17 protein-coding genes are annotated in these 20419 nt (G+C 59.5%); 4 read left to right on the top strand and 13 right to left on the bottom strand.

The genetic code is table 11. The annotated features are described in order from the left end of the window. Positions 1 to 6 precede the first annotated feature (6 nt). From RHM69_RS01135 to RHM69_RS01115, 5 genes are all read right to left on the bottom strand, one after another. Positions 7 to 2157 carry a lipase family protein gene (locus tag RHM69_RS01135; protein WP_322255459.1) on the bottom strand — a complete coding sequence of 717 codons (2151 nt, stop codon included), beginning with the start codon at positions 2155 to 2157 and terminating at the stop codon, positions 7 to 9. 13 nt (positions 2158 to 2170) lie between these two features. After that, on the bottom strand, positions 2171 to 2950 hold the full coding sequence (locus RHM69_RS01130) for a hypothetical protein (protein ID WP_371103922.1): 780 nt from the start codon (positions 2948 to 2950) through the stop codon (positions 2171 to 2173). Then, positions 2943 to 3779, bottom strand: a complete 837-nt coding sequence (locus RHM69_RS01125) for a DUF4123 domain-containing protein (RefSeq protein WP_282376562.1) — start codon at positions 3777 to 3779, stop codon at positions 2943 to 2945. The genes RHM69_RS01130 and RHM69_RS01125 overlap by 8 nt, the downstream gene beginning before the upstream one ends. Further along, a complete protein-coding gene (gene tssI / locus RHM69_RS01120) occupies positions 3779 to 5674 on the bottom strand; it encodes a type VI secretion system tip protein TssI/VgrG (protein ID WP_038449673.1) in 1896 nt (631 codons plus the stop codon). The genes RHM69_RS01125 and tssI overlap by 1 nt, the downstream gene beginning before the upstream one ends. A 296-nt stretch (positions 5675 to 5970) precedes the next feature. Beyond that, on the bottom strand, positions 5971 to 6957 hold the full coding sequence (locus tag RHM69_RS01115; RefSeq protein WP_073454024.1) for a diaminopimelate epimerase: 987 nt from the start codon (positions 6955 to 6957) through the stop codon (positions 5971 to 5973). Positions 6958 to 7319: 362 nt separating this feature from the next. On the opposite strand from RHM69_RS01115, the gene RHM69_RS01110 reads away from it, so the two are divergent. Further along, a complete protein-coding gene (locus RHM69_RS01110) occupies positions 7320 to 8471 on the top strand; it encodes an MFS transporter (protein ID WP_014717858.1) in 1152 nt (383 codons plus the stop codon). Positions 8472 to 8479: 8 nt separating this feature from the next. Here the strand turns inward: RHM69_RS01110 and RHM69_RS01105 are convergent, their stop codons facing one another. From RHM69_RS01105 to RHM69_RS01075, 7 genes are all read right to left on the bottom strand, one after another. Beyond that, positions 8480 to 9397, bottom strand: a complete 918-nt coding sequence (locus tag RHM69_RS01105; RefSeq protein ID WP_238347436.1) for a type III secretion protein — start codon at positions 9395 to 9397, stop codon at positions 8480 to 8482. Between the two features lie 176 nt (positions 9398 to 9573). Continuing rightward, positions 9574 to 9741, bottom strand: coding sequence for a hypothetical protein (locus RHM69_RS01100; RefSeq protein WP_020301887.1), 168 nt, complete (start codon positions 9739 to 9741; stop codon positions 9574 to 9576). A gap of 291 nt (positions 9742 to 10032) precedes the next feature. After that, entirely contained in the window at positions 10033 to 11052 is a 1020-nt protein-coding gene (locus tag RHM69_RS01095) for a type III secretion effector protein (RefSeq protein ID WP_172832669.1), read from the bottom strand. Positions 11053 to 11286: 234 nt separating this feature from the next. Further along, complete coding sequence (locus tag RHM69_RS01090; protein ID WP_106111608.1) at positions 11287 to 13680, bottom strand: TonB-dependent siderophore receptor; 2394 nt, start codon at positions 13678 to 13680, stop codon at positions 11287 to 11289. Between the two features lie 97 nt (positions 13681 to 13777). Continuing rightward, entirely contained in the window at positions 13778 to 14728 is a 951-nt protein-coding gene (locus tag RHM69_RS01085; protein ID WP_019818704.1) for a FecR family protein, read from the bottom strand. A 26-nt stretch (positions 14729 to 14754) separates the two neighbouring features. Further along, positions 14755 to 15255 carry a sigma-70 family RNA polymerase sigma factor gene (locus RHM69_RS01080; RefSeq protein WP_014717852.1) on the bottom strand — a complete coding sequence of 167 codons (501 nt, stop codon included), beginning with the start codon at positions 15253 to 15255 and terminating at the stop codon, positions 14755 to 14757. A gap of 79 nt (positions 15256 to 15334) precedes the next feature. Beyond that, positions 15335 to 15736 (bottom strand): cytochrome c, encoded by a 402-nt coding sequence (locus RHM69_RS01075; protein WP_106111607.1) that lies wholly within the window; start codon positions 15734 to 15736, stop codon positions 15335 to 15337. Positions 15737 to 15883: 147 nt separating this feature from the next. Here RHM69_RS01075 and RHM69_RS01070 point away from each other — a divergent pair, with 147 nt between their 5' ends. From RHM69_RS01070 to RHM69_RS01060, 3 genes are read left to right on the top strand one after another with little or no spacing between them, the layout of a single operon-like run. Next, positions 15884 to 16684 carry a glucose 1-dehydrogenase gene (locus tag RHM69_RS01070; protein WP_019818709.1) on the top strand — a complete coding sequence of 267 codons (801 nt, stop codon included), beginning with the start codon at positions 15884 to 15886 and terminating at the stop codon, positions 16682 to 16684. Beyond that, positions 16677 to 18503, top strand: coding sequence for a glycoside hydrolase family 15 protein (locus RHM69_RS01065; protein WP_106111606.1), 1827 nt, complete (start codon positions 16677 to 16679; stop codon positions 18501 to 18503). The genes RHM69_RS01070 and RHM69_RS01065 overlap by 8 nt, the downstream gene beginning before the upstream one ends. Beyond that, entirely contained in the window at positions 18491 to 19402 is a 912-nt protein-coding gene (locus RHM69_RS01060) for an alpha/beta fold hydrolase (RefSeq protein ID WP_103451771.1), read from the top strand. Before RHM69_RS01065 ends, RHM69_RS01060 begins: the two co-directional genes overlap by 13 nt. On the opposite strand, the gene RHM69_RS01055 is transcribed toward RHM69_RS01060, so the two are convergent. Next, complete coding sequence (locus tag RHM69_RS01055) at positions 19388 to 20356, bottom strand: GlxA family transcriptional regulator (protein ID WP_282376551.1); 969 nt, start codon at positions 20354 to 20356, stop codon at positions 19388 to 19390. The genes RHM69_RS01060 and RHM69_RS01055 overlap by 15 nt on opposite strands. Positions 20357 to 20419 lie beyond the last annotated feature (63 nt).

Below are 20419 nucleotides of genomic sequence, written 5' to 3'. Positions count from 1 at the left end.
CGCGGGTTAGACGATTGAGTCGATGTCCAGCGTTTGCCCCCGTGCCTGTTCGTCGTGGGCAGGCGGCGGGATGCTGGCGAATTGGGCCGGCTCACGATTCTCGCGGTGGCTGAACCAACGTTTGAGGCTCGATTGGAGATGTGCAGAACGGGCATGGCTGCCGTAGACATCGCGGGCTTCCAGGCGTCGCCAGCGCAGGCTTGCCAAGCGCTCACGACTGGTGTGCAACCGGTCGATCTCTGCGTTCAAGGCATCAGTAGGTTCATGGCTACGATCATTGGCAGGGCGCCGTAGCGCAAGTTCACGCCGCTTGGCCCGGAGTTGCTCGCGCATGTCTTCAAAGGCCCGGTCGAGCAGCTCGAACTCCCTCTGAGTCACCAACGCGCCCTCACTCTCCAGGGTTTGTTGCCAGCGGCGCAATGTCGCCCACGCCGCGGGGATGTAGCTGGTGGTCATGAAGTGCTGGTCGGCTTGAAACAGCTGCCTCAGCACATTATCGCGCTCGGGCATGTCGCCCTGCAGTTGCAATGCGCGGTTGCAACCCGCTTCTTGGAGGGATTCACAGCCAGGCTTCCATAACACCGAGGAGTGGCTGCCATCCGGGAGCGTGATCGGCATGAAGTGATATTGCTCGCCATGATGTCGATAAGGGTTACCACCCACCCGCACCAGCCCTGCGGCGAACAACAGGCCACCGGGCACGGGGTGGCTGAATAGCGTGATGGCTCCGGGAATCCAGAGCTTGGCGGTGGTATTCATCCAGGGTGCCGGGACGCTGGGGACAGGGTCGTTGTGGTTGACGATGCGGTGGTGGACCAATGTTGAGGCGCCGGCAGTGAATTCGGCGTCGGCGGCGCGGGGGGCGCCGTAGGTGTAGAGCAGAATGTTGTAGTGGGCGTCTGGGGTTCGGCGCAGTCCTTCGGCCAACAGCAATGCAATGGCGCCGCCGAGGCTGTGACCGCAAATTACGATGCGCTGACCTGTGTGAAACTGATCAAGATATTGCAATACGAAATTACGCATAGCCCGATAGGCCTGGTAAAAACCATCGTGTGCTTTTCCAATACCGCCTTCAAAAGCCACCTGATGGGCGTCGGCGTCACGTAATGCGTCGGCACGGCTGACCGTTCCTCGCACAGAAATCAGGATGGCTTCATCGTGGTGGGTGATGAAAGCCTGGGTGTCAGTACCGAATTTTTCATCATCGAAAAAGTGCAAGCGTGCGGGGTGTTCCTGTTCTTCCTTCCGTTCCGGGCGATTTTGTGGATACAACTGCGGATCGAAAGGCAGGATTTCGAAGCGTTGGGAGTAAGGGATATCTTCGTAGAGGGGGTAAAAACGGTGTGATTGCTTCGGATCAATTCGCCAGGCTTCGTGATACACCGAAAGCTGTTCAGCGAATAAATTTCCAACGCTCGGATCTAACGGAAACCGAACTTCGTCTAACGGTCTTTCTGCGGGGACCTGCCCAAAATCGCAGTAACTCAACGCAGCAAACAATGCCAGTTGGTATAGGTTCAAGGCGCAGAAGCTGTCTTCGGTGGATAACATTGGGCGTAACGCCCGTAGGGGTCGTACTTCTAGAACGGTGTGCTTGTTGGGGAACAGTACGATACCCACCAATGAGGGCTGAGGCGGGCCGAAGCCCAGATCGGCCATCATTTTCAATGCGTGACGCTTGGGTCGCAAAGCTGACGAAGCAGGTCGGGGCAGATGAGCGCTATGGCGTACCAAATCGCTTACTTCAACCTGATAAACTCCATCCGCTTGTGGGTAGGCAGGCGCCCCCTCAACGCGTCTTCCGTCAGCACTAGCAAAAAAAGTTCGCTCAGCGCGAATTTGAAGTTCGGTGATAGGTAGTTTGTACGTTCGGCGCGTTCTTAGCTGGTAGTACGGCTCCTCAGTCCCGCTATACAAATCATCCAACATGAGAACAACAGGGCCGCAATAGAAATCCTGCAGACTGGCAAAACCCTCACCATTCAATTTACCGACGTACTGCCTCCCTGAACTGTCATGGACCGAAAATGATTGTCCGCCATAGGCTTTTCCATTGCCCGCCATATCGACTAAACGAAAACTTACCCAGTGCCCTTTCAATGCGCAAGCAGGCATTCGTTCACTGAAAAAAGCGTGCTTCCATGCATCCAGCTTCATGAATTCGTCCTTGTTATTGGCATGTTGGATAGACGTCGCATATGCGCCCGTCCGGCATTTTTATGGGTTTGAAGTCCGTGGTGTTACCTGCGCAATATGCAAAAAGGTCTTCGAAACTCTTGCCTCTGCATCGCCGCCATCCACCCGGCACAGCTACCCACCTATCATCAAAGGCAGGTAACTCATCCTCACTGACAGATAGCACCAACCTCAGCTTTTTCCCCGGTAATTGCGGACGTTGCGCCACGCCCCCTACCCGCGACTCTTGCAAATTGCCCATCGAATCCAATGAATTGCAGATCAGAAGTTTTCTAATCGCGTGCAAAGGCCCGACCGTCCGAAAGTGCCATTTACATTGCCCACGTATTTCCTGCACACCCGACTCGGGCATCCCAGGTAGGTCGGCCTCCAAACGGTCGCGAATGGAAATACTCCCGAAATTCCCGCCCACATCCGTACTCCGCGTCCCCCACTTCGCATAGAAGTCAAACTCCACACTGCGTAGTACCAACGGACAACCCTCTACCGTTTCAGTCAATGGCAACTCATAACTCACGCTGCTCGCTACAGGCTTGTAGTCTGTAAAAAAGACTTTTCGCTCAGGTCTTTTGCCTCGCCGCCGAGGCAAGGTGCAGGTCTCACCCGTTGCGGGCCGGTAGTTGGCAGCCGTTTTAAGTTCAAATTGCGCCGGCAAATCCACCTCCAATGTAAAACGCTCCACCGTCCTCCCCGTACACCCCGAAAGCCACGCACCCGTAATAACCACCAGCACCCACCCTATCCACCTATTCACCTTTCCCTACCTCGCTGTGCCACTGCTCCATCACTCGTTCAAAATGCTCCCCTGGCGCCTCGCCAATCCTCGGTAACCAATTAATAACACTGCTGCCGGTCGCCTCTGCCAACCGGCGTACCACCAGGAACTCGAGCTGCGCCGGCTCCCGCCATTGCCAGCTGCGTGCCTGCTCCAGTACCTGGGCCAGCCAAATCCTGGGGTCTTGGAATTCGACCAATGCCGCCAGGTCTTCACTGTGCTCAGCCAGCAGGTAGCGCAGGATATTGGCGTGCAGGATGGCTTCGGCGTGAGGGTTGGGTGTGTCGAGCCACGGCGCTGGATCAGGCGCAGGGTAGTCGCCCGGCGCAGGATTTTCGTGGTGATGCCAACGGCCTTCATGCCAATAGCACACGCTGATCAGTGGTCCGAGGTAGGCGGGCCAATGCTCTTTGCCCAGATGGGCCAAGGCACGGGCCAGGGTGCGATTGTCGTGAATGCGATAAAGCACCTGACGGCCTTCTGGCGCCACCCGCAGTCTCTCGCTCCAATGGCGCGCCACACCCACCAGGTCGCTGGCCGACAGGCTGGCAAGCCAGCCCCAGTTCGACTCGGGGTGTAGCAACAGGTCGGCCAAGGCAGGCTCATTCAGTTGTTCCAGTAACAGTATGAGCGGGCCTGTATTCGCCAACTCCGCCGCAGCGGTCTCGCTGTAGAGGTTGCAATAGTGCGACGGAGCACGGTTTGCCATCAGGCGTTGGCGAGCCTCGTGGTTACCATCAAGCATCAGGCACAATGGGTGTCCGCTCTGCTGTTGTTGGGCCATCCAACAATGGAGCAAGCTGTCCATCAGGCCGCCCTCCCTGGGATATCGCACAGGCCTTCGCGGCAGCCTTCGCACAGAGGGCAAAAGTCGGCGCCCAGTTGCTTGGCCAAGTCCATGATGACGTTTTGCACAGCAGAGATTTGCGTGCCGGCAACCCCTGATGGGTTCACCGAACGGCTTGCAGACGGCGAACCGCCCAGAGTGATGGACCGGCTGCTGGAAATACTGCCGGCTTGCATCACCAGGTGTTCCCCGCCTGCCTTCAAGCTCAGTTGTGCGCCGGCCTCTATCACCAGGCTGGCGCCGGCCTTGAGATGAACCTGCTGCCCGGCTTCGATCAACAAGCTCTTGCCAACGCGAGTCACGCTATCGCCCTCCACCTCCAGGCGACTGTCATGCCCCACCCGTTGCTCCAGGTCACGCTGGGCACGCAGGTAGATGAGTTCTTCGCCGCGCCGGTCTTCCAAGTGCAACTCGTTGGCGCCTCCGCCGCCCGGCGAGCTGCGGCTACGCAGTACGCTGCGTGTCTTGTGCTGCGGCAAAGCGTACGCCGGCAAGTGCGATGCATTGGGCAGGCAACTGGTGACAAGGGGTTGGTCCGGGTCGCCCTCCAAAAAGCTCACCAGCACTTCCATGCCCACCCGTGGAATGACCATGGCGCCAAACCCATCACCCGCCCAACCGGACGCCACGCGCAGCCAACAACTGCTCGTCTCGTCGCCCTTGTCCGCGCGATCCCAATGAAAGCGCACCTTCACACGGCCATAGGCATCGCAGTGCACGTCCTCGCCGGCAGGCCCGGTTATCGTCGCGGTCTGGCTGCCACTGATCGTCGGTTTGGGGTGCTTGAGGGCAGGTCGATGCACTGCGCGCCAGGGGGTTGCAGTGAACCGGTTGCGATAGCCTTGGAACCCATTGGCATCAACGATCGACTCCTCCAGCACCTGCGGCTGGTAACCCTCATGACGCACCGAGGTCAGCAACCATAAGTCGTTGCAGGCTGGGTCCGGGTGATCGCACAGTTCAAGGAAGTGGCCACTGCATAGCGCCGGTTGATCGCTCTTGCCCAGCACTCGATGGCGATCACGCTGGTGACGCTCCAGGCTGCGTCGCGCCAGCTTCGCACCACGTGCATGGCTCGTAAAGCCAGCAGGGTAGCCATAGTCTTCCAAAGGATCCGCCGGCCCGGCACCGGCTTGGTCATGCAGGCGAAACGAAGGGTGCTCAAAGTCATAGTCACGACGTACGGTGCGCCGGCTGCGCGTGACCAGGCGCCGGTCGAAACGTTGGACGACCGGGGCCCCAAGCGATGGATCAGCCGAGGAACAATAACGCTGTACCGGCAACCGGCGAAACACCGTCTGGTCATCACCAAACACCAGCAGATGATTCTCTGCACTGTGACGAAAGTGATAGTGAATGCCCTCCTCTTCACACAGCCGTTGGATGAAATGCAGGTCGGACTCCCTGTACTGCACGCAAAAGGCGCGTGGTGGATACACCACCGGCCCGAGCTCAAAGGCATAGGCGTCGGCGAAGATGCCGTGCTGTTCGAGGACCGCAACAATGATCTGCGGTACGCTGCGCTGCTGGAAAACCCGCTGGTCGCAACGATAGGCAAGGGATGCCAGACGTGGCGCCAGTGTCAGGTGATAAAGGGCGAGCCGCATACCGGGATCATCCCGACCGATGGCAAAGATTTGCCCATGCAAGCCCTGACCTGCTTCGCCGAAGTGCAGATAGGCGGGTTGATGAAGCAATGCCTCCAGGTCAAGGAAGGGGTCTTCGCTGACTAACTGCACCTGTATAAAGTAGGGCTGGTCGAGGGCTTCGCTGCCTTTGAATGCCACTATCTGAAAATCTGTCTTTATACCTGCAAGGACCAATTTGAAACGTGACGAAACAAACGCGTTAACCATCCTTTGTTACCCGTCTTCAACTTTTCGTTTGAACAGCTTTCCCTCGTCAACGCCATTTGGATTGAGAAAAAGCACCTGAATGCGCTAAAGCTTAGCGATTTCAGGCGACTTTCGGCCCTTCAGAAATAATAAAGAAGTTTCGTACAGCAAAGATGGAAGTGTCTTTTACAGAATATAAATACAGCCAAAAAATCATCTAATAATTAGAGGCAAACTCTGACTGCGGCTTGTACTCTCTTAACTGAGTTTTAAGGAAACGGCTGACGCTTATTTAAGGCATCAGTCATTTCCGATGTTCAGACTTTTAATTGCGCTGTCCCGAAAAGACTAACACTCAGCACGTCTCCTGATTCGATCTGCAAGCGCACTGGCGCCGTGCCACCCGGCATTACCACCGCTACGTCGCCCCCCTCAACCCAACCTGCTCGCCATGCCGCGCACGCCACTGCACTGGCGCTGGTCCCCGAGGACGCCGTAGGCCCCTCTCCTCGCTCAAATACGCGTGCGATGATTCGATTGCCAGCGTCTCGAGCAACCCATTGCAGGTTGACCCCACCGACACAGGGTTGGCCGCACCCTGCCGGCGGTGCAAAAGCGATGGCCTTCAACTGCTTGAAAAGTACCGACTGATGCATCGTGTCACAGCCTGGCAATGCCGAAACCTGCTCAACCAGCGTCACACAATGGGGGTTGCCAACCCGGACAAATTGACTGCTCCCCCATTGCGGATTGAGCGACGTCAAGGCTGCCACATGACTGAGTTCATGCCGCCCCACAGCCACCGGGCTCACGCCAACCGCCCCCACCGCCAAGGGGCCAAACTCGGGCCGGCCCAAGGCCAGCCAGAAGCCTGGCACCTGTTCATGCTCAGCCGGCTCGACACAGGTGATTACGGGCGATACCGCATCCGGCTTGTCGTGATACACCCGCAACTCGCTGCCATGGACCAGCAAACCCTGGTCGGTCAACGCTTGGGCAAAGATAGTCAGCCCATTGCCACTGCGTTCGGCGAGAGAGCCGTCGGTATTGATGATCAGCAGATCAAACGGTGGCTGGGCCTGAAATGGCCCGACCAACAAACCATCGCAGCGATGCGCCTTGGCACCAGCAGGACGCGGCAACGAACCCCAACCACATTCCGACGCAATCGCCGATGCGGCCCACGCCTTACGCGTGCTCGCAGCCAAGCCGGCAGTGTCGGGCACGGCAATACCCTGGCGGCATAAATAGGCGGGGCTGACCACCCCATAGATATTGCCGCGCGCGTCGTAGAATCGGGTCATAACCACGCCAACCGGAAATTCTTCATCGGTTCGTCCGTTCACTTATCTACTATCGGGACAGCAGCGTATTACACAACGGCCGGTCTGTGGGAAGTGAGCTGGAAGGTGGTAATCCGCCACAAGAAACCTGGGGTTCAGCCACTCCTGCAGGGATTACACACCTTCCAGCCCACCTCCTACAGGCTCGATCATTTCTACGTGGTGACCGGCCACCAAAGCGTTCCGTGTTTGTAAAAAAATGAGGCTTGCACCCCGTACCTTTAATCCTGAACACCAACGGAACCCGATTCGCTCAAGAGAGCCTGATATGCAAGGATGTCGCGCCGGACATCGTTCGTTGAACGCCAAACCAAGGATTTTCCATGACTGCCATTCCCACTCCTGCCCCCGTGGTTCCCGGGCGACTGGAGCAGATGTCGACCCGCATCGCTTTTTTTATCGCAGGTTTTGGTATCGCCGCCTGGGCGCCGCTGGTGCCGTACGCCAAGGCGCGTGCGAACCTGAATGAAGGCACCCTTGGCCTGCTGCTGTTATGCCTGGGGGTGGGGTCGATCATCGCAATGCCGGCAGCGGGCGCGCTGGCCTCGCGTTACGGTTGCCGACGCGTGCTGAGCGCAGGGACACTGATGATCTGCCTGGCCCTGCCGATGCTGGCCACCGTCAGTTCCATCCCGTTGCTGATTGCCGGGTTGTTCCTGTTTGGCGCAGGCCTGGGCACCGTGGACTCCACCGTGAACCTGCAAGCGGTGATCGTTGAGCGCGCCAGTGGCAAAACCATGATGTCGGGTTTCCATGGTTTGTTCAGCCTGGGGGGCATTGTCGGCGCTGCGGGGGTTGCGGGGTTGCTGGGCCTGGGCCTGTCGCCATTGCAGGCGACCCTGGTGGTGGTGGTTATTACACTGGCCGCGCTGTTGAAGGCTGCACCGCACTTACTGCCTTATGGCAGTGAAAGTTCGGGGCCGGCATTTGCAGTGCCCCATGGTGTGGTGTTGTTTATCGGTTGCCTGTGTTTCATCGTGTTCCTGGCTGAAGGCGCCGTACTGGATTGGAGCGCTGTGTTCCTCAGCGCCGAGCGCGGCCTGGATGAGGCTTACGCCGGCCTGGGCTACGCGGCATTTGCCTTGACCATGACCGCTGGACGCCTGACCGGTGATGCGATTGTTCGACGCCTGGGCCCCACGCGGGTCATCGTGATGGGCGGCACGCTGGCCTGTGCCGGCTTGCTCCTCGCGACGCTATTGCCTGCGTGGGAAACTGCGCTGCTGGGGTATGCGCTGGTGGGGGCCGGGTGTTCGAATATCGTGCCGGTGCTGTACACCGCCGTGGGTAAGCAAACGGTAATGCCGGAGCATATTGCAGTGCCTGCCATCACCACATTGGGCTACGCCGGCATTCTCGCCGGCCCCGCCGTGATTGGTTTTATCGCCCACGGCAGCAGCTTGAGCACTGCCTTCATCCTGATCGCCGTATTGCTGGCGGCGGTGGCCATCAGCGGCAAAGTCCTCAAGGTGTAGCTTGCCTTTCAGCGTGCCTTGCGTGCGGCGTCTTGCTCATGCCACCGTTCGAGGCTTTTGTTGCTGAGCCACCCCTCTTTGTGAGGCGGGCCAAATAGTCGTGTGCCATTGGCGCGCTCCAACGAAGGCAGCAAACCTGGACGCTCAATAATGTTCTTCGCGGTGTAGACACAGAGTTCGCTGTATTTGGACTGGGGCATGCCCGTGGACGCATCCAGCACCGGCGCGCCCTGCTGATCAACCTCATGCGGGTCCTGCATGACCTCCCGCAGCCTGGCTATTTCAACATACTGATGCGGTTCAAACAGGTAGGTTCGGTCCATGGCCTTGTCTCTCAACAGCGGAAACTGGCTTTGTAGCGCCTCCACCACCTGCGCATTGCCTTGCGCATGAAACGGGTCCTGACTGAACTCGGTTGCCGAGCTGTTCCCCTGCAACGCTTGGGCCGCCGCGCGGAGGCTGTCACGGGTGATATCGCCGTCACGACTGAAGATCGCGTCACTTAACCGCGGGCGCTTGAGCATTTCCCCGACGACCTGAATCACGCCGTCCAACGCCTCGCTTTCACCCATAGGATGAACGGCGATCCGCTGCAAAGACATCCACGTCAAGCGCCCATCATTCAGAAAGGAGTGCAGCAGGCCGAAGGATTTTTCCAGGGCCTTCGCCAGTTGGTTGTCCGTTGAGCTAGCACCCGGCGGGGTACCACTGGCCCGCCCAATGGGAAAGTTCTGCAAGTCACGATGGCGTAGAGCGGACAATGTTCCGCGTAAAAGAAAAGGCTTGCGCGACCCCTCGCCCGACGTCGATGAAGGGGGCTGATGCCAGGTCTCAGGGTGGATGGCCGCTGATGACGTAGTTGAGTATACGGCCGGCTTGTCGGGGGGCAGAGGCCGTCCGGAAGGTAATACACCCTCGATTGTCATGGGTTTTCTCCAACACTTTTCAGATGCATATCCGCAGGGTGATTTTTACCTTGATGGGCAAAATCAACGAATGGACTCTACCCAGGCAGGCACCTCATGTGTGGTTGGAGGAACTCGGCAGTTCCGAGTCAACGATACCTACCAATGACAATATGTAAAACCGTGGTCAGCCGCGGTTAACCCAGCTTGCGCCTACGCCACCAGCCTGCCAGGCAATTGATCAACCCCGTGTCGTTCAACGAATCGGCGCCCTCCCCCCTGACCTGCGGGTCTGCCAGCATGCCCCGGGAAAAGTCGTCCGACACGGGCGCCTGGAATCTACGCTCGCCGGCATAAGCCTTCATACGCCGTGCTTCTGCCTCATATTCCGTCGACGCAAAAGGGAAGCTACGCGAGGGGCCGCGCTCCTTGGATACTGGTGGACTTGTACGTTGGGTACTGCGCAACAGGTCGATGGGACCGTTTGGGGAAGAATTAAACGAGGCTGAAGTCATATGTTTTCCCTCATTCAGAATCTGAAAAGCGGCGGGTCGAATTACAACCGCAAGTATCACCTCTGTGGCAAATGGGCGTAATTCGTTCCTTGAAACATATTGGACTGGCGCCGCCCCCGAGAGGCGGCGCCTGAAGAGCGGTCAGCGGGACAACAAGTACAGTCCTGTACGGCTGATTTTCCCGTCGTCATCTTTACTGGCGCGGTTATCCATTTTCTCCAGCAGATCACTGCGCTTGCGTATTATTTCCTGGGATAACTGAATCAGATGGTCCTTGGCTGCGTCGCCGGTAAGTGGCTGGCAGGCCCACTTTTTCAGGTCGCGGATTTTAAGGCTTGAGCCCCCGCTCCCGTTTTTCAACTCGTCGAAATGCTCAAGCAGCTCACCGGCCAGTTCCTTGTCGCTCTTGTACTTGAAGTAGTTTTCTCCTTTGATTACCGCGTTCAGGCTGTGCCGGTCGATCAGGCCATCCAAAGCGCCCGTGGAACCGTGCCGGTCCAATGCGGCCATCAGTTCCGGACGTCGTAGCAGTTCATTGGCCAGGCGAATGTTCTCGTTCATGACGGGGTTGGGCGACCACCCTCTTTTTGCCATTGCAAGAATGCTGTCAACGCTAATGGAACCAGGGTTCTTCGGGTCTCTGAAGGCATTGAAGTTATCGCGCAACTGCTGCGCCAGCTCTTCTCTATTTTTCAGCGAGTACTGCGGATCAGGCCTGCCGGGGGCGGGCGGATACGGCCGACCTGCAGTGGGGTCCGGCCTCGGTGGCGGATTACTCCCAATGGGGTTCGGCCTGGGTGGCGGGTTGCTGCAACCTGGGTTCGGCTTTGGCGGCGGATGCCCACAGCCAGGATGCATAGACGGCCGATGTCCGAAGAACCAATGACTGATCCAGTGCGGGAGTTGGCCCAGGAAATTCTGCATCGCCGGTGGTCTGTGGTGATGTCCACGCACGTCAGCTGCGGAGGTGGGTGCCTGGGGGTTACCGAATACCGGCCCGGCTTTGTTGTCCCCCGATTGAAAATTCACATGGGCAGCATTCTGGCCCTTGAAGGAAGGTGCAGCCTGGCGCGTGTTTTTGACCTCGGCCTTGGCGCTGGCCTGTGAAAGGTCAGGCGTTGATGAAGCAGAGACGGGTGTATCCAACATCGATACCGACATAAGTTTCTCCATACAGTGGGCGATTTTCAGCTTGTCGCTCCAACGCAGTGTCGAAGCCCATCAGCTTTCCCATGTGTGGTTTTGCGTCGGAATCAGTTCCTGATCCAGCCATAATCTGTGCTGTGGTGATGTAGGAAACAGAGTGTGGTCTTGCAGCAATGAGTGCGCGGAGCGCTTTGCCCAGGCAAAAAAAATCGCCCCCCTGAGGTTGCGATTTTCCCCAGAGACGACAGATCAGAACCCGACGCTTGCCTGTACAAAGAAGGTGCGAGGCTCGCCCAGGTACAAGCCGGCATTGTTATCGCTGGAGCGCGTGTAATGCTGCTGGTCGAAGACGTTTTTCACGCCCACACCCAGCTTCAGGTTCGACAACTGCGCGCCGAAGTCATAACCGCTGCGCACGTTGACCGAGACATACCCTGGGATATCACCGTATTGACCATCCGCGGTGCCTTGGGTGATGTAGGTGGTTCCGGTGCCTGGCGCCCGTTGGCCGGACTGGGCATAGACATCCAGGTTGTGGGTCCAGTGGTTGACGTCGTAACGCAGGCCCAGGGTCGCCACTTGGCGGGAATACAGTGGCAGGTCGCGGCCCTTGAACGGCACATCACCTTCGGAGGTGGCCTTGGTGTAGGTGAAGCCCGCGTTGGCGGTCAGGCCGTCGAGGCGCGGGTCGAGGTTGGACAGGTCGTAATGGGCCGATGCTTCGATGCCGCTGTGCTTGGTGGCGCCGAGGTTGGTCCAGCCTACGTCATTGCTGACGTATTGCAGTTCATCCGAGAAGTCGATGTAGAACAGCGTCACTTCGCCGCCCCAGACGCTGTCGTTGTAGCGCGTACCGACCTCGTAGGTCTTGGCCTTTTCCGGGTTCAGGCCGTTGGCCGTCTGGTCGCCGGTACCGCCCTGGCCCAGTTGGAAATACTGCAGGCTGCCGAAGGAGGTTTCGTAGTTGGCGAACAGTTTCCAGGCTTCAGACACGTGGTACATCACGCTCAGCGCCGGCAGCGGTTCGTTGTTGTGGACCTCGCGGCGTTTTTCCTCTGTACGCTTGCCGTTCAGGGCCACGACTGGGCGGTCATGCCATTCGGTACGGATATCTTCAAAGCGAATGCCCGGGGTGATGGTCCATTTGCCAATATCGATTTTGTTATCGATATAGAAGGCGTTGGCTTCAGTGCCCCCCGTGCGGTCCTGATACACGTGACCGTCGCTCTGCCCGCCCGGCGTCGGTACGTTGTTGACCAGGTTCAGGCTGGTGGCCTCCTCGTGCATGCCTTCTTTGAGGTAGCGATAGCCCACGCTGACTTCCTGGGTACTGGGCCCCAGGTCAAACACATGGGACACACGCGGCTCGATGCCGAAGGTGTAGTAGGTGCGCGGGTAGGAACTGAGGGTCTTGAGGTCGCGGTTGGCAATGTTGCTGCCACGGAAACTGTCGGAATAGTAAGTCAGCACTTCGGCCTGGGTGCGGTCGTCGATCTGGCGGATGTACTTGAAGGAGATGTCCTTGCGGCGCCCGCTGAAGTTGTCCCAGTCACGCACCGATTGGTACGGGTTGGCATCGAACTGCTTCTGGGTCAGGCCGCCGGGCATATCGGCGCTGGCATCGTAATAGTGGAAGTTCAGCGAGAAATCGTCTTGATCGGTCGGCGCCCAGTGGGTCTTGAAGATCACGTCATCGATGTCGTTGCCGTTGTTGCTGTTGCGGTAACCGTTGCCATTGACCCCGGAGTACAGCAGCGCGGCACCGATACCGTTGTCGGCCGTGCCGCCGATAAAGGCGTTTTCCACATGCTTCCAGCCCCCGTGGGCAGACGTTTGCAGGGTGGTGCCGACTTCCCCGGAGAAGTCCTGCGGGATCGCACGGGTTACGAAGTTGATCACGCCGCCGACGTTCTGTGGCCCATAACGCACCGAACCCGCGCCACGGACAACGTCGATACTTTCCAGGTTACCGGCAGAAATCGGCGCCATCGACAGCTGTGGCTGGCCGTAGGGAGCGAATGCAGCCGGTACGCCGTCGATCAGCACGGTGGAGCGCGGCGACAGGCGTGACGTCAGCCCGCGCACACCGACGTTTAGGGAAATATCACTGCCGCCGGTGCCGTTGGATTCCTGCACTTGCACGCCAGGCACACGGCGCAGCACATCACCGACGTTCATCGCGCCCTGCTCTACCATGGCCTCGCGGCGAATAACCGTGCGCGCACCGGGGTGGTTCTGCACCACTTCGGCATCGGCGTCGGCAAGCCAGTCGCCCACCACTTTGATATCGGTGACCCCCAGTTCCAGCGGTGAGCCCGCTTCACCGGTGCCGCTGCGCACCGGACGCAAGGTCACGGAGCCGGCGTCAATCTGGTAATCCAGGCCACTGCCTTGCAGTAATTGCCGCAGGGCTTGTTCGGGCGAGAGGTTGCCATCGACCGCGGGAGCTTGCTTGCCAGCCACCATATCGGGGCTGAAGAACACTTGCAGCGAGGTCTGCTGGCCCAATTGGCTCAAGGCTGCGCCGAGGGATTGGGCACGAATGTGGATGCCCTCGGCAGCCTGTGCGGTACTGATGGCAACGGCCAGGGCCAAGGGCGCCCAGCGGGAAATTTTATTGTTGTGAAGAGCAAGTTTTTTCACGTCGAACCTAGTCCTGTGATCGCAAGCATGCGCAGCCGTTAATGCAAACCAGTTGCAGTTGTACGAGAAGACGAAGAACTCGAAAAAAACCTGAACGTCAGCGTGAAATAATTTCCTGGCTACCGTCCGGCAAAGTGCGCAAGGCGACCGGCAGGATGTGGGGCAAGGCCTTGAGCAAAGCGTCGGTGTCGCTGGATTTGAAGACGCTGGTCAAGCGCAGGTTGCCCACCGCTGCCGTACTGACCCGCAGCGGTTGCTCGCGGTAGCGCGACACTTCCCGCGCCACGTCTACCAGGGTGGCGTTGTTGAACACTAGTTTACCGCTGCGCCACGCGGTCAGTTCTTCAGGGTTCACCGCGTAGGCCGCCGCCACTTGGCCTTGGGGATCGACATGGGTGCCACGCCCGGCGGTGAGCGTGACGATGTGATCGGATGCCCGGCCCTGCACCTTGACCGTGCCGGCTTCGACCGCCACGCGGGTCTGGTCCGCCTCCCGACGTACATCAAAGCGCGTGCCGGTGACGGTCACCTGCCCTGCCCCGGCTGCGACCACAAACGGGCGTTCGGCGTCATGTTGCACGCTGAACATCGCCTCGCCCTGCTTGAGCTCTACGCCCCGACGGCTCTTTTCGTAGCGAACCGCGACCACGCTGCGGCTGTTGAGGTCCATCACGGAACCGTCAGGCAAGGTCACCTGACGATGCTCGCCTAACCGCGTGCTGAATTCGGCATTGTAGGGCTTTGGCTGCCCCAGACCGCTGTACGCACCCAGGCCCACTGCAACGGCGACCACACTGGCGGCCACGGCATAACGCAGCAGCGCACGCCGTCCAAGGCGCTCGGTTGGCGCATCGCCCAGCGCCTGCAAGCGGGCCTTGGGCAGCAAATCCGTCGCACTCCATAGCCCTTGCAGCACATCGATTTCGTACTGATGCGCGGGCTGCGACCTGCGCCAGGCATCGAAACGTTGACGTTCCTGGGCGCTCAATGGGCCGTCTTGCAGGCGTACAAACCACTGCGCGGCCTCATCACGGACACGGTTATCCATCGTGGAAGATCCTGTTTCAAAGCCGGTCATGGCGCGCTCGCATCCAGACGATCACGCAGATGCCGCAAGGTGCGGATCATATACTTTTCCACCATGTTTTTAGACAGCCCCAGGCGTGTGGCGATTTCCTGCTGGGTGAGCCCTTCGATCTTCTGCCAGATAAAAATCCTGCGACAGTTGAGCGGCAATTCGGCCAGCGCCCGCTCGATGGCGTCGGCCAATTGGATCGCGTGCATGTAATGTTCCGGGTCGCTACTGTGCGGCGTACTGTGATCAACCACCTGCAGCGTCAACGTCTCGCGACGGTCTTCGCGGCGGTAGGCGTCCACCGCAATATTGCGCGCGGTTTGATGCAGGTAGGCGCGCGGTTGCGCCACCTCGCAGGCAGCGGACTCAAGCACACGCACGAAGGTGTCGTGCGCCAGGTCTTCGGCTTGCTGACGGTTTCTCAGGCGGCGTGTCCAGGTGCCGATCAACTCTTCGTAGTGCTCGAAAAAGCCTGTTCTGCGGGGCGGCTGAGGAGTCATCGCGAGAGCACTGGGGAGGCGGGGCGTGAATAGTAATGCTTCCTATTAAGTGGGGCAATTGCTGCTCATCGCCCACCCACTATTTGTTTGAAATGACCTCACTCATGTATTGATGCAAATCACGAAAGTCTTTAACGCTCCAGGCATGTGGCGCGATCTTTACGCCATTGTCTTGCAGCGTCTTGGGGATCAGGTTGCCATTGGGGCGAAGGATGACCGAGGAGACGATAACGCCAGGATATTCATGGAGTCGTTTCTTGAAGGCGGCGGTTGTCAGGTCAGGGGTTGGCGGATTGCTTTTTTTAGCCAATGGCCCCGTGCCTTTGATATCGGGCCCATGGCATACAGCACAGCGCTGTAGATACAGCGTTTTACCATTGCTGTTATCGGCAAGGCACAGGGCTGTTTGAGTCAGTGATAAAACGGCCAAGACGCCGCTGACTAACAGTTTGATCAATCTGGTATCGGCCCGCGCCTGCATTCCATCGCTTCCTGTATTGCCCTTTGTTTTCAGCATCATACGATAAAGTCGCGCTTTTACCCGCGCTGGGCGTAAACGCGAGGGGGTGAACTTCCGCTCCCCGCCGCCAGTCAGCAAGAAGGACTCTCATAAAACGGTGGGTGGGCGATGCAGATTTCCTTGCAGCAACAAGTGGCCCTGGTCACCGGGGCCAGTTCCGGCATTGGCGCGGGCGCGGCCAAAGCCCTGGCCGCAGCGGGCGCCGCGGTGGTGCTTAACTACAACTCCCAGGCGGCACCGGCTGAGGCTCTCGCCGCGCAGATCAATGCCAACGGCGGCCGAGCGCTTGCGATTGGCGGCGATGTGTCCAAGGAGGCCGATGTCGAACGCCTGTTCGCCCAAACCCTCGACGCCTTCGGCCATCTGGATATTCTGGTGGCCAACTCCGGCCTGCAAAAAGATGCCAATCTGGTCGACATGACCCTTGAGGATTGGAACACGGTGATTGGCGTCAACCTCACCGGGCAGTTCCTGTGCGCGCGGGCGGCGGTGCGTATCTTCAATCGCCAGGGCGTTCGCGAAGGTGTGTCACGGGCGGCCGGCAAAATCATCCATATGAGTTCGGTGCATCAAGTCATCCCCTGGGCCGGGCATGTGAATTACGCCGCGTCCAAGGGCGGCGTGGAGATGCTGATGCGCACCCTCGCCCAGGAAGTCAGCGAACAGCGCATCCGTATCAATGGCATTGCGCCAGGGGCGATTCGCACGGCGATCAACCGCGCGGCCACCGAAGGCGCGGCAGAACAAGAGCTGCTTAAATTGATTCCCTATGGTCGTGTCGGTGACGTCGAAGACGTGGCCAACGCCGTGGTGTGGCTGGCCAGCGATGCCTCTGATTATGTGGTTGGCAGCACCTTGTTCATCGATGGCGGTATGAGCCTCTACCCGGAGTTCCGTGGCAATGGTTGATTTCAAGAACGAACCTCAAAGCGCCATTGATGCCCACGGGATCATTGGCGACATGCGCAGCGCGGCACTGGTGAACGACCGCGGCAGCATCGACTTCTTCTGCTGGCCGGAATTTGACAGCCCGTCGGTGTTTTGCGCATTGCTCGACACGCCCGAGGCCGGCACATTTCAGCTTACCCCGGACCTGCCCAACGCCCGCCGCGAGCAGATCTACCTGCCCGACACCAACGTGCTGCAGACCCGCTGGCTGAGCGATGAAGCGGTGGTGGAGATCACCGACCTGCTGACCGTCAGCGAAAACGTCGATGAACTGCCTTTGCTGATCAGGCGGGTACGGGTGGTCAGTGGCAAGGCGACTATCCACTTAAGCTGCGCCGTGCGCCACGACTATGCCCGGGCCGCTACCGAGGCGAAGGCCGAGGCTGCCAGTGTCGTGTTCACCGCCAGCGGCCAACCCGGCCTGCGCCTGACCGGCAGCCAGCCGCTGACCCTCCAAGACAACACCGCCATCGCCACCTTTACCCTCGCCCAGGATGAAGGCGCCGAATTTGTCCTCGGTGGCCAGGAGGATGCGCGCGTCACCAACGACTGTACTGACCTCTACCTGGAGCGCACCTTGAAGTTCTGGCGCGGTTGGATCAGCCAGTCCAACTATCGCGGGCGCTGGCGCGAGATGGTCAACCGCTCGGCACTGGCGCTGAAACTGCTGACCTCGCGCAAACACGGCGCCATCATCGCCGCGGCCACGTTCGGGCTGCCGGAAACGCCCGGCGGCGAACGCAACTGGGACTACCGCTATACCTGGATCCGCGATGCGTCGTTCACCGTCTATGCGTTCATGCGCCTGGGTTTCGTCGAGGAAGCCAACGCCTATATGCGCTGGCTCAGGGGTCGGGTCAGCGACTGCTGCGGCCAGCCGACCAAGATCAACATCCTGTACGGCATCGACGGTCGCCAGGAACTGCCGGAAACCACCCTCGACCACTTGAGCGGCCACGGCGGCGCCCAACCGGTACGGGTGGGCAATGAGGCGTTCGATCAGATCCAGCTGGATATCTATGGCGAACTGATGGACGCGGTCTATCTGGTGAACAAGTACGGCGAAGCCATCTCCCACCAAGGCTGGAAACACACGGTGGAAGTGGTCGACCAAGTGTGTGAGATCTGGAACCGCAAAGACGTAGGCATCTGGGAAATGCGCGGTGAGCAGCACCACTTCCTGCATTCACGCCTGATGTGCTGGGTGGCCCTGGACCGTGCCATTCGCCTGGCCTCCAAACGTTCGCTGCCGGCCCCGTTCGCACGCTGGGACCAGACGCGCCAGGCGATCTACGCCGACATCTGGAGCAACTTCTGGAACGAAGAACGCGGGCATTTCGTCCAGCATATCGGCAGTACGGCGCTGGACGGCTCGATGCTGTTGATGCCGCTGGTGCGCTTCGTTGCAGCCACCGACCCGCGCTGGCTGGCGACGCTGGAAGCGATCCAGAAAAGCCTGGTGCGCGACGGCATGGTCTACCGCTACCGCAATGACGACAGCCAGATCGATGGGCTGCAAGGCGTCGAAGGCGCGTTTGCCGCCTGCTCGTTCTGGTACGTCGAATGCCTCGCGCGCGCCGGGCAAGTCGAAAAAGCTCATCTGGAGTTCGAGCAGTTGCTGCGTTACGCCAACCCGCTGGGGTTGTACGCCGAAGAGTTCGACAGCCAGGCCCGGCACTTGGGTAACACGCCCCAGGCCTTGAGCCACTTGGCATTGATCAGTGCGGCAACGTTCCTGGACCGCAAACTCAGCGGGGAGAAAACCGTATGGCAACCGTGACGTCCCCTGCGCCGCTGCTGTATGTGCGCACAACCCTGCTTGATGTGGCTTACGAAACCCACGGCCCCATCGATGGCGAACCGGTGATCCTGTTGCATGGCTTCCCTTACGACCCACGGGGCTACGACGACATCGCGCCGGTGCTGGCTGAACGTGGTTATCGGGTATTGGTCCCGTATTTACGCGGTTATGGCCCGACGCGATTTATCAACACGCAAGTGATGCGCTCCGGCCAACAGGCGGCGCTGGCCAAGGATTTGCTCGACTTCATGGATGCATTGTCGATCCCGCAAGCCACCCTCGCCGGCTTTGACTGGGGTGGGCGCGCCGCCTGTATTGTCGCGGCGCTATGGCCACAGCGGGTGCGCGGGCTGGTGACCGGCGATGGCTACAACATCCAGGCCATCAGCCAGTCGCTCAAACCCCGGCCGCCTGAGACAGAGCACCGGCTCTGGTATCAGTACTACTTTCACACCCAGCGCGGGGTCGACGGCTTGACGGCCAACCGGCGTGAACTCTGCCAATTGCTCTGGACGCTGTGGTCACCGTCCTGGGCCGAAGGGCCAAGCCGCTACGCCCTGACCGCGCCGTCGTTTGATAACCCGGATTTTGTCGAGGTGGTGATTCATTCCTATCGCCATCGCTTTATGTATGCGCCGGGTGATCCCGCGCTGGAATACATCGAGCAGGCGCTGGTGCCCCAACCGGCGATATCGGTACCGAGCATTTCGTTGTGTGGGGCCGACGATGGCGTGGGCCCGCCGTCGCTGGAGGATGATGACGTGGAGCACTTCAGCGGTTTTTATCGCCGCCAGGTGTTGCCCGGCGTGGGTCATAACGTTTTCCAGGAAGCGCCCCAGGTCACGCTTCAAGCTTTGCTGGAACTACTGGAGCGGTGAAAAACGCTCTCGATAAGCCTGGGGCGTCACCGACAAAGCCCTTAGAAAGCTGCGGCGCAAAGTCTCTTCACAGCCAAAACCGCATTGCATGGCGATACGTTTGATGGAGGTCGTGCTGTCTGCCAGTTGCCGGCGTGCGTTTTCGACGCGAATCAGTTCCACGGCCCGCGCCGGGGTTTGGCCAGTCTCGGTGCGGTAGTGGCGCACAAAGCTGCGCTCGCTCATACCAGCCTGGGCTGCCAGGGTGGCGATGCTCAAATCCAGCGTCAGGTTATCGGCGATCCAGGCATGCAGCTCGGCTAAGCGGCTGTCGCTCTTTTGCAGGGATAACGTCACGCTGAATTGCGACTGACCGCCAGGGCGCTTGAGGAACACCACCAAGTGGCGCGCCACCTCCAGGGCAATCGCACGCCCCAGGTCATCCTCTACCAGGGCCAGGCACAGGTCGATCCCGGCGGTCACGCCAGCAGACGTCCACACCGCGCCCTGCTGGATGAAAATCGGATTGGCCTCCACCGTGAGTGCAGGGAACTTGCGCGCCAGTTCTTCACAGCGCGTCCAGTGCGTGGCCACGCGGCAACCATCAAGCAGACCACTGGCGGCCAGCAGAAAAGCCCCGGTGCAGACCGAGGCCATGCGCCGGGTGTGCAGGGATTTATCACGCACCCATTGCACCAGCGTCGGGTCCTCGGCAACACCGTACACACCCCAGCCACCGGCGATCACCAGCGTGTCGCAGGGCTGGTCAATGGCGGGCAGCGGCTCGGCCAGCAGCGCCAGGCCGGCCGACGTCATTACCGGCCCAGCCTGAGTAGCAATGACGTTGACCGCGTAGGGCAATGGCAAACCACGTTGGCGCGCCAGATCGTTAGCCGATGCGAACACTTGTAGAGGCCCGGTGACATCGAGCACCTGGGCATTCTCAAACGCGAGTACATGAATAATTTTTGGCATGGTTGGCGCGATTAGTGGGCTCTATGGCGTACTCGCCAAAGCCTAGGCTTCTACAGTGAGGGC

Origin of the sequence: Pseudomonas sp. CCI1.1 (assembly GCF_034348165.1) — a bacterium.
Lineage (GTDB): Bacteria > Pseudomonadota > Gammaproteobacteria > Pseudomonadales > Pseudomonadaceae > Aquipseudomonas > Aquipseudomonas paracarnis.
This window is presented reverse-complemented; position numbering and strand designations above follow the sequence as displayed.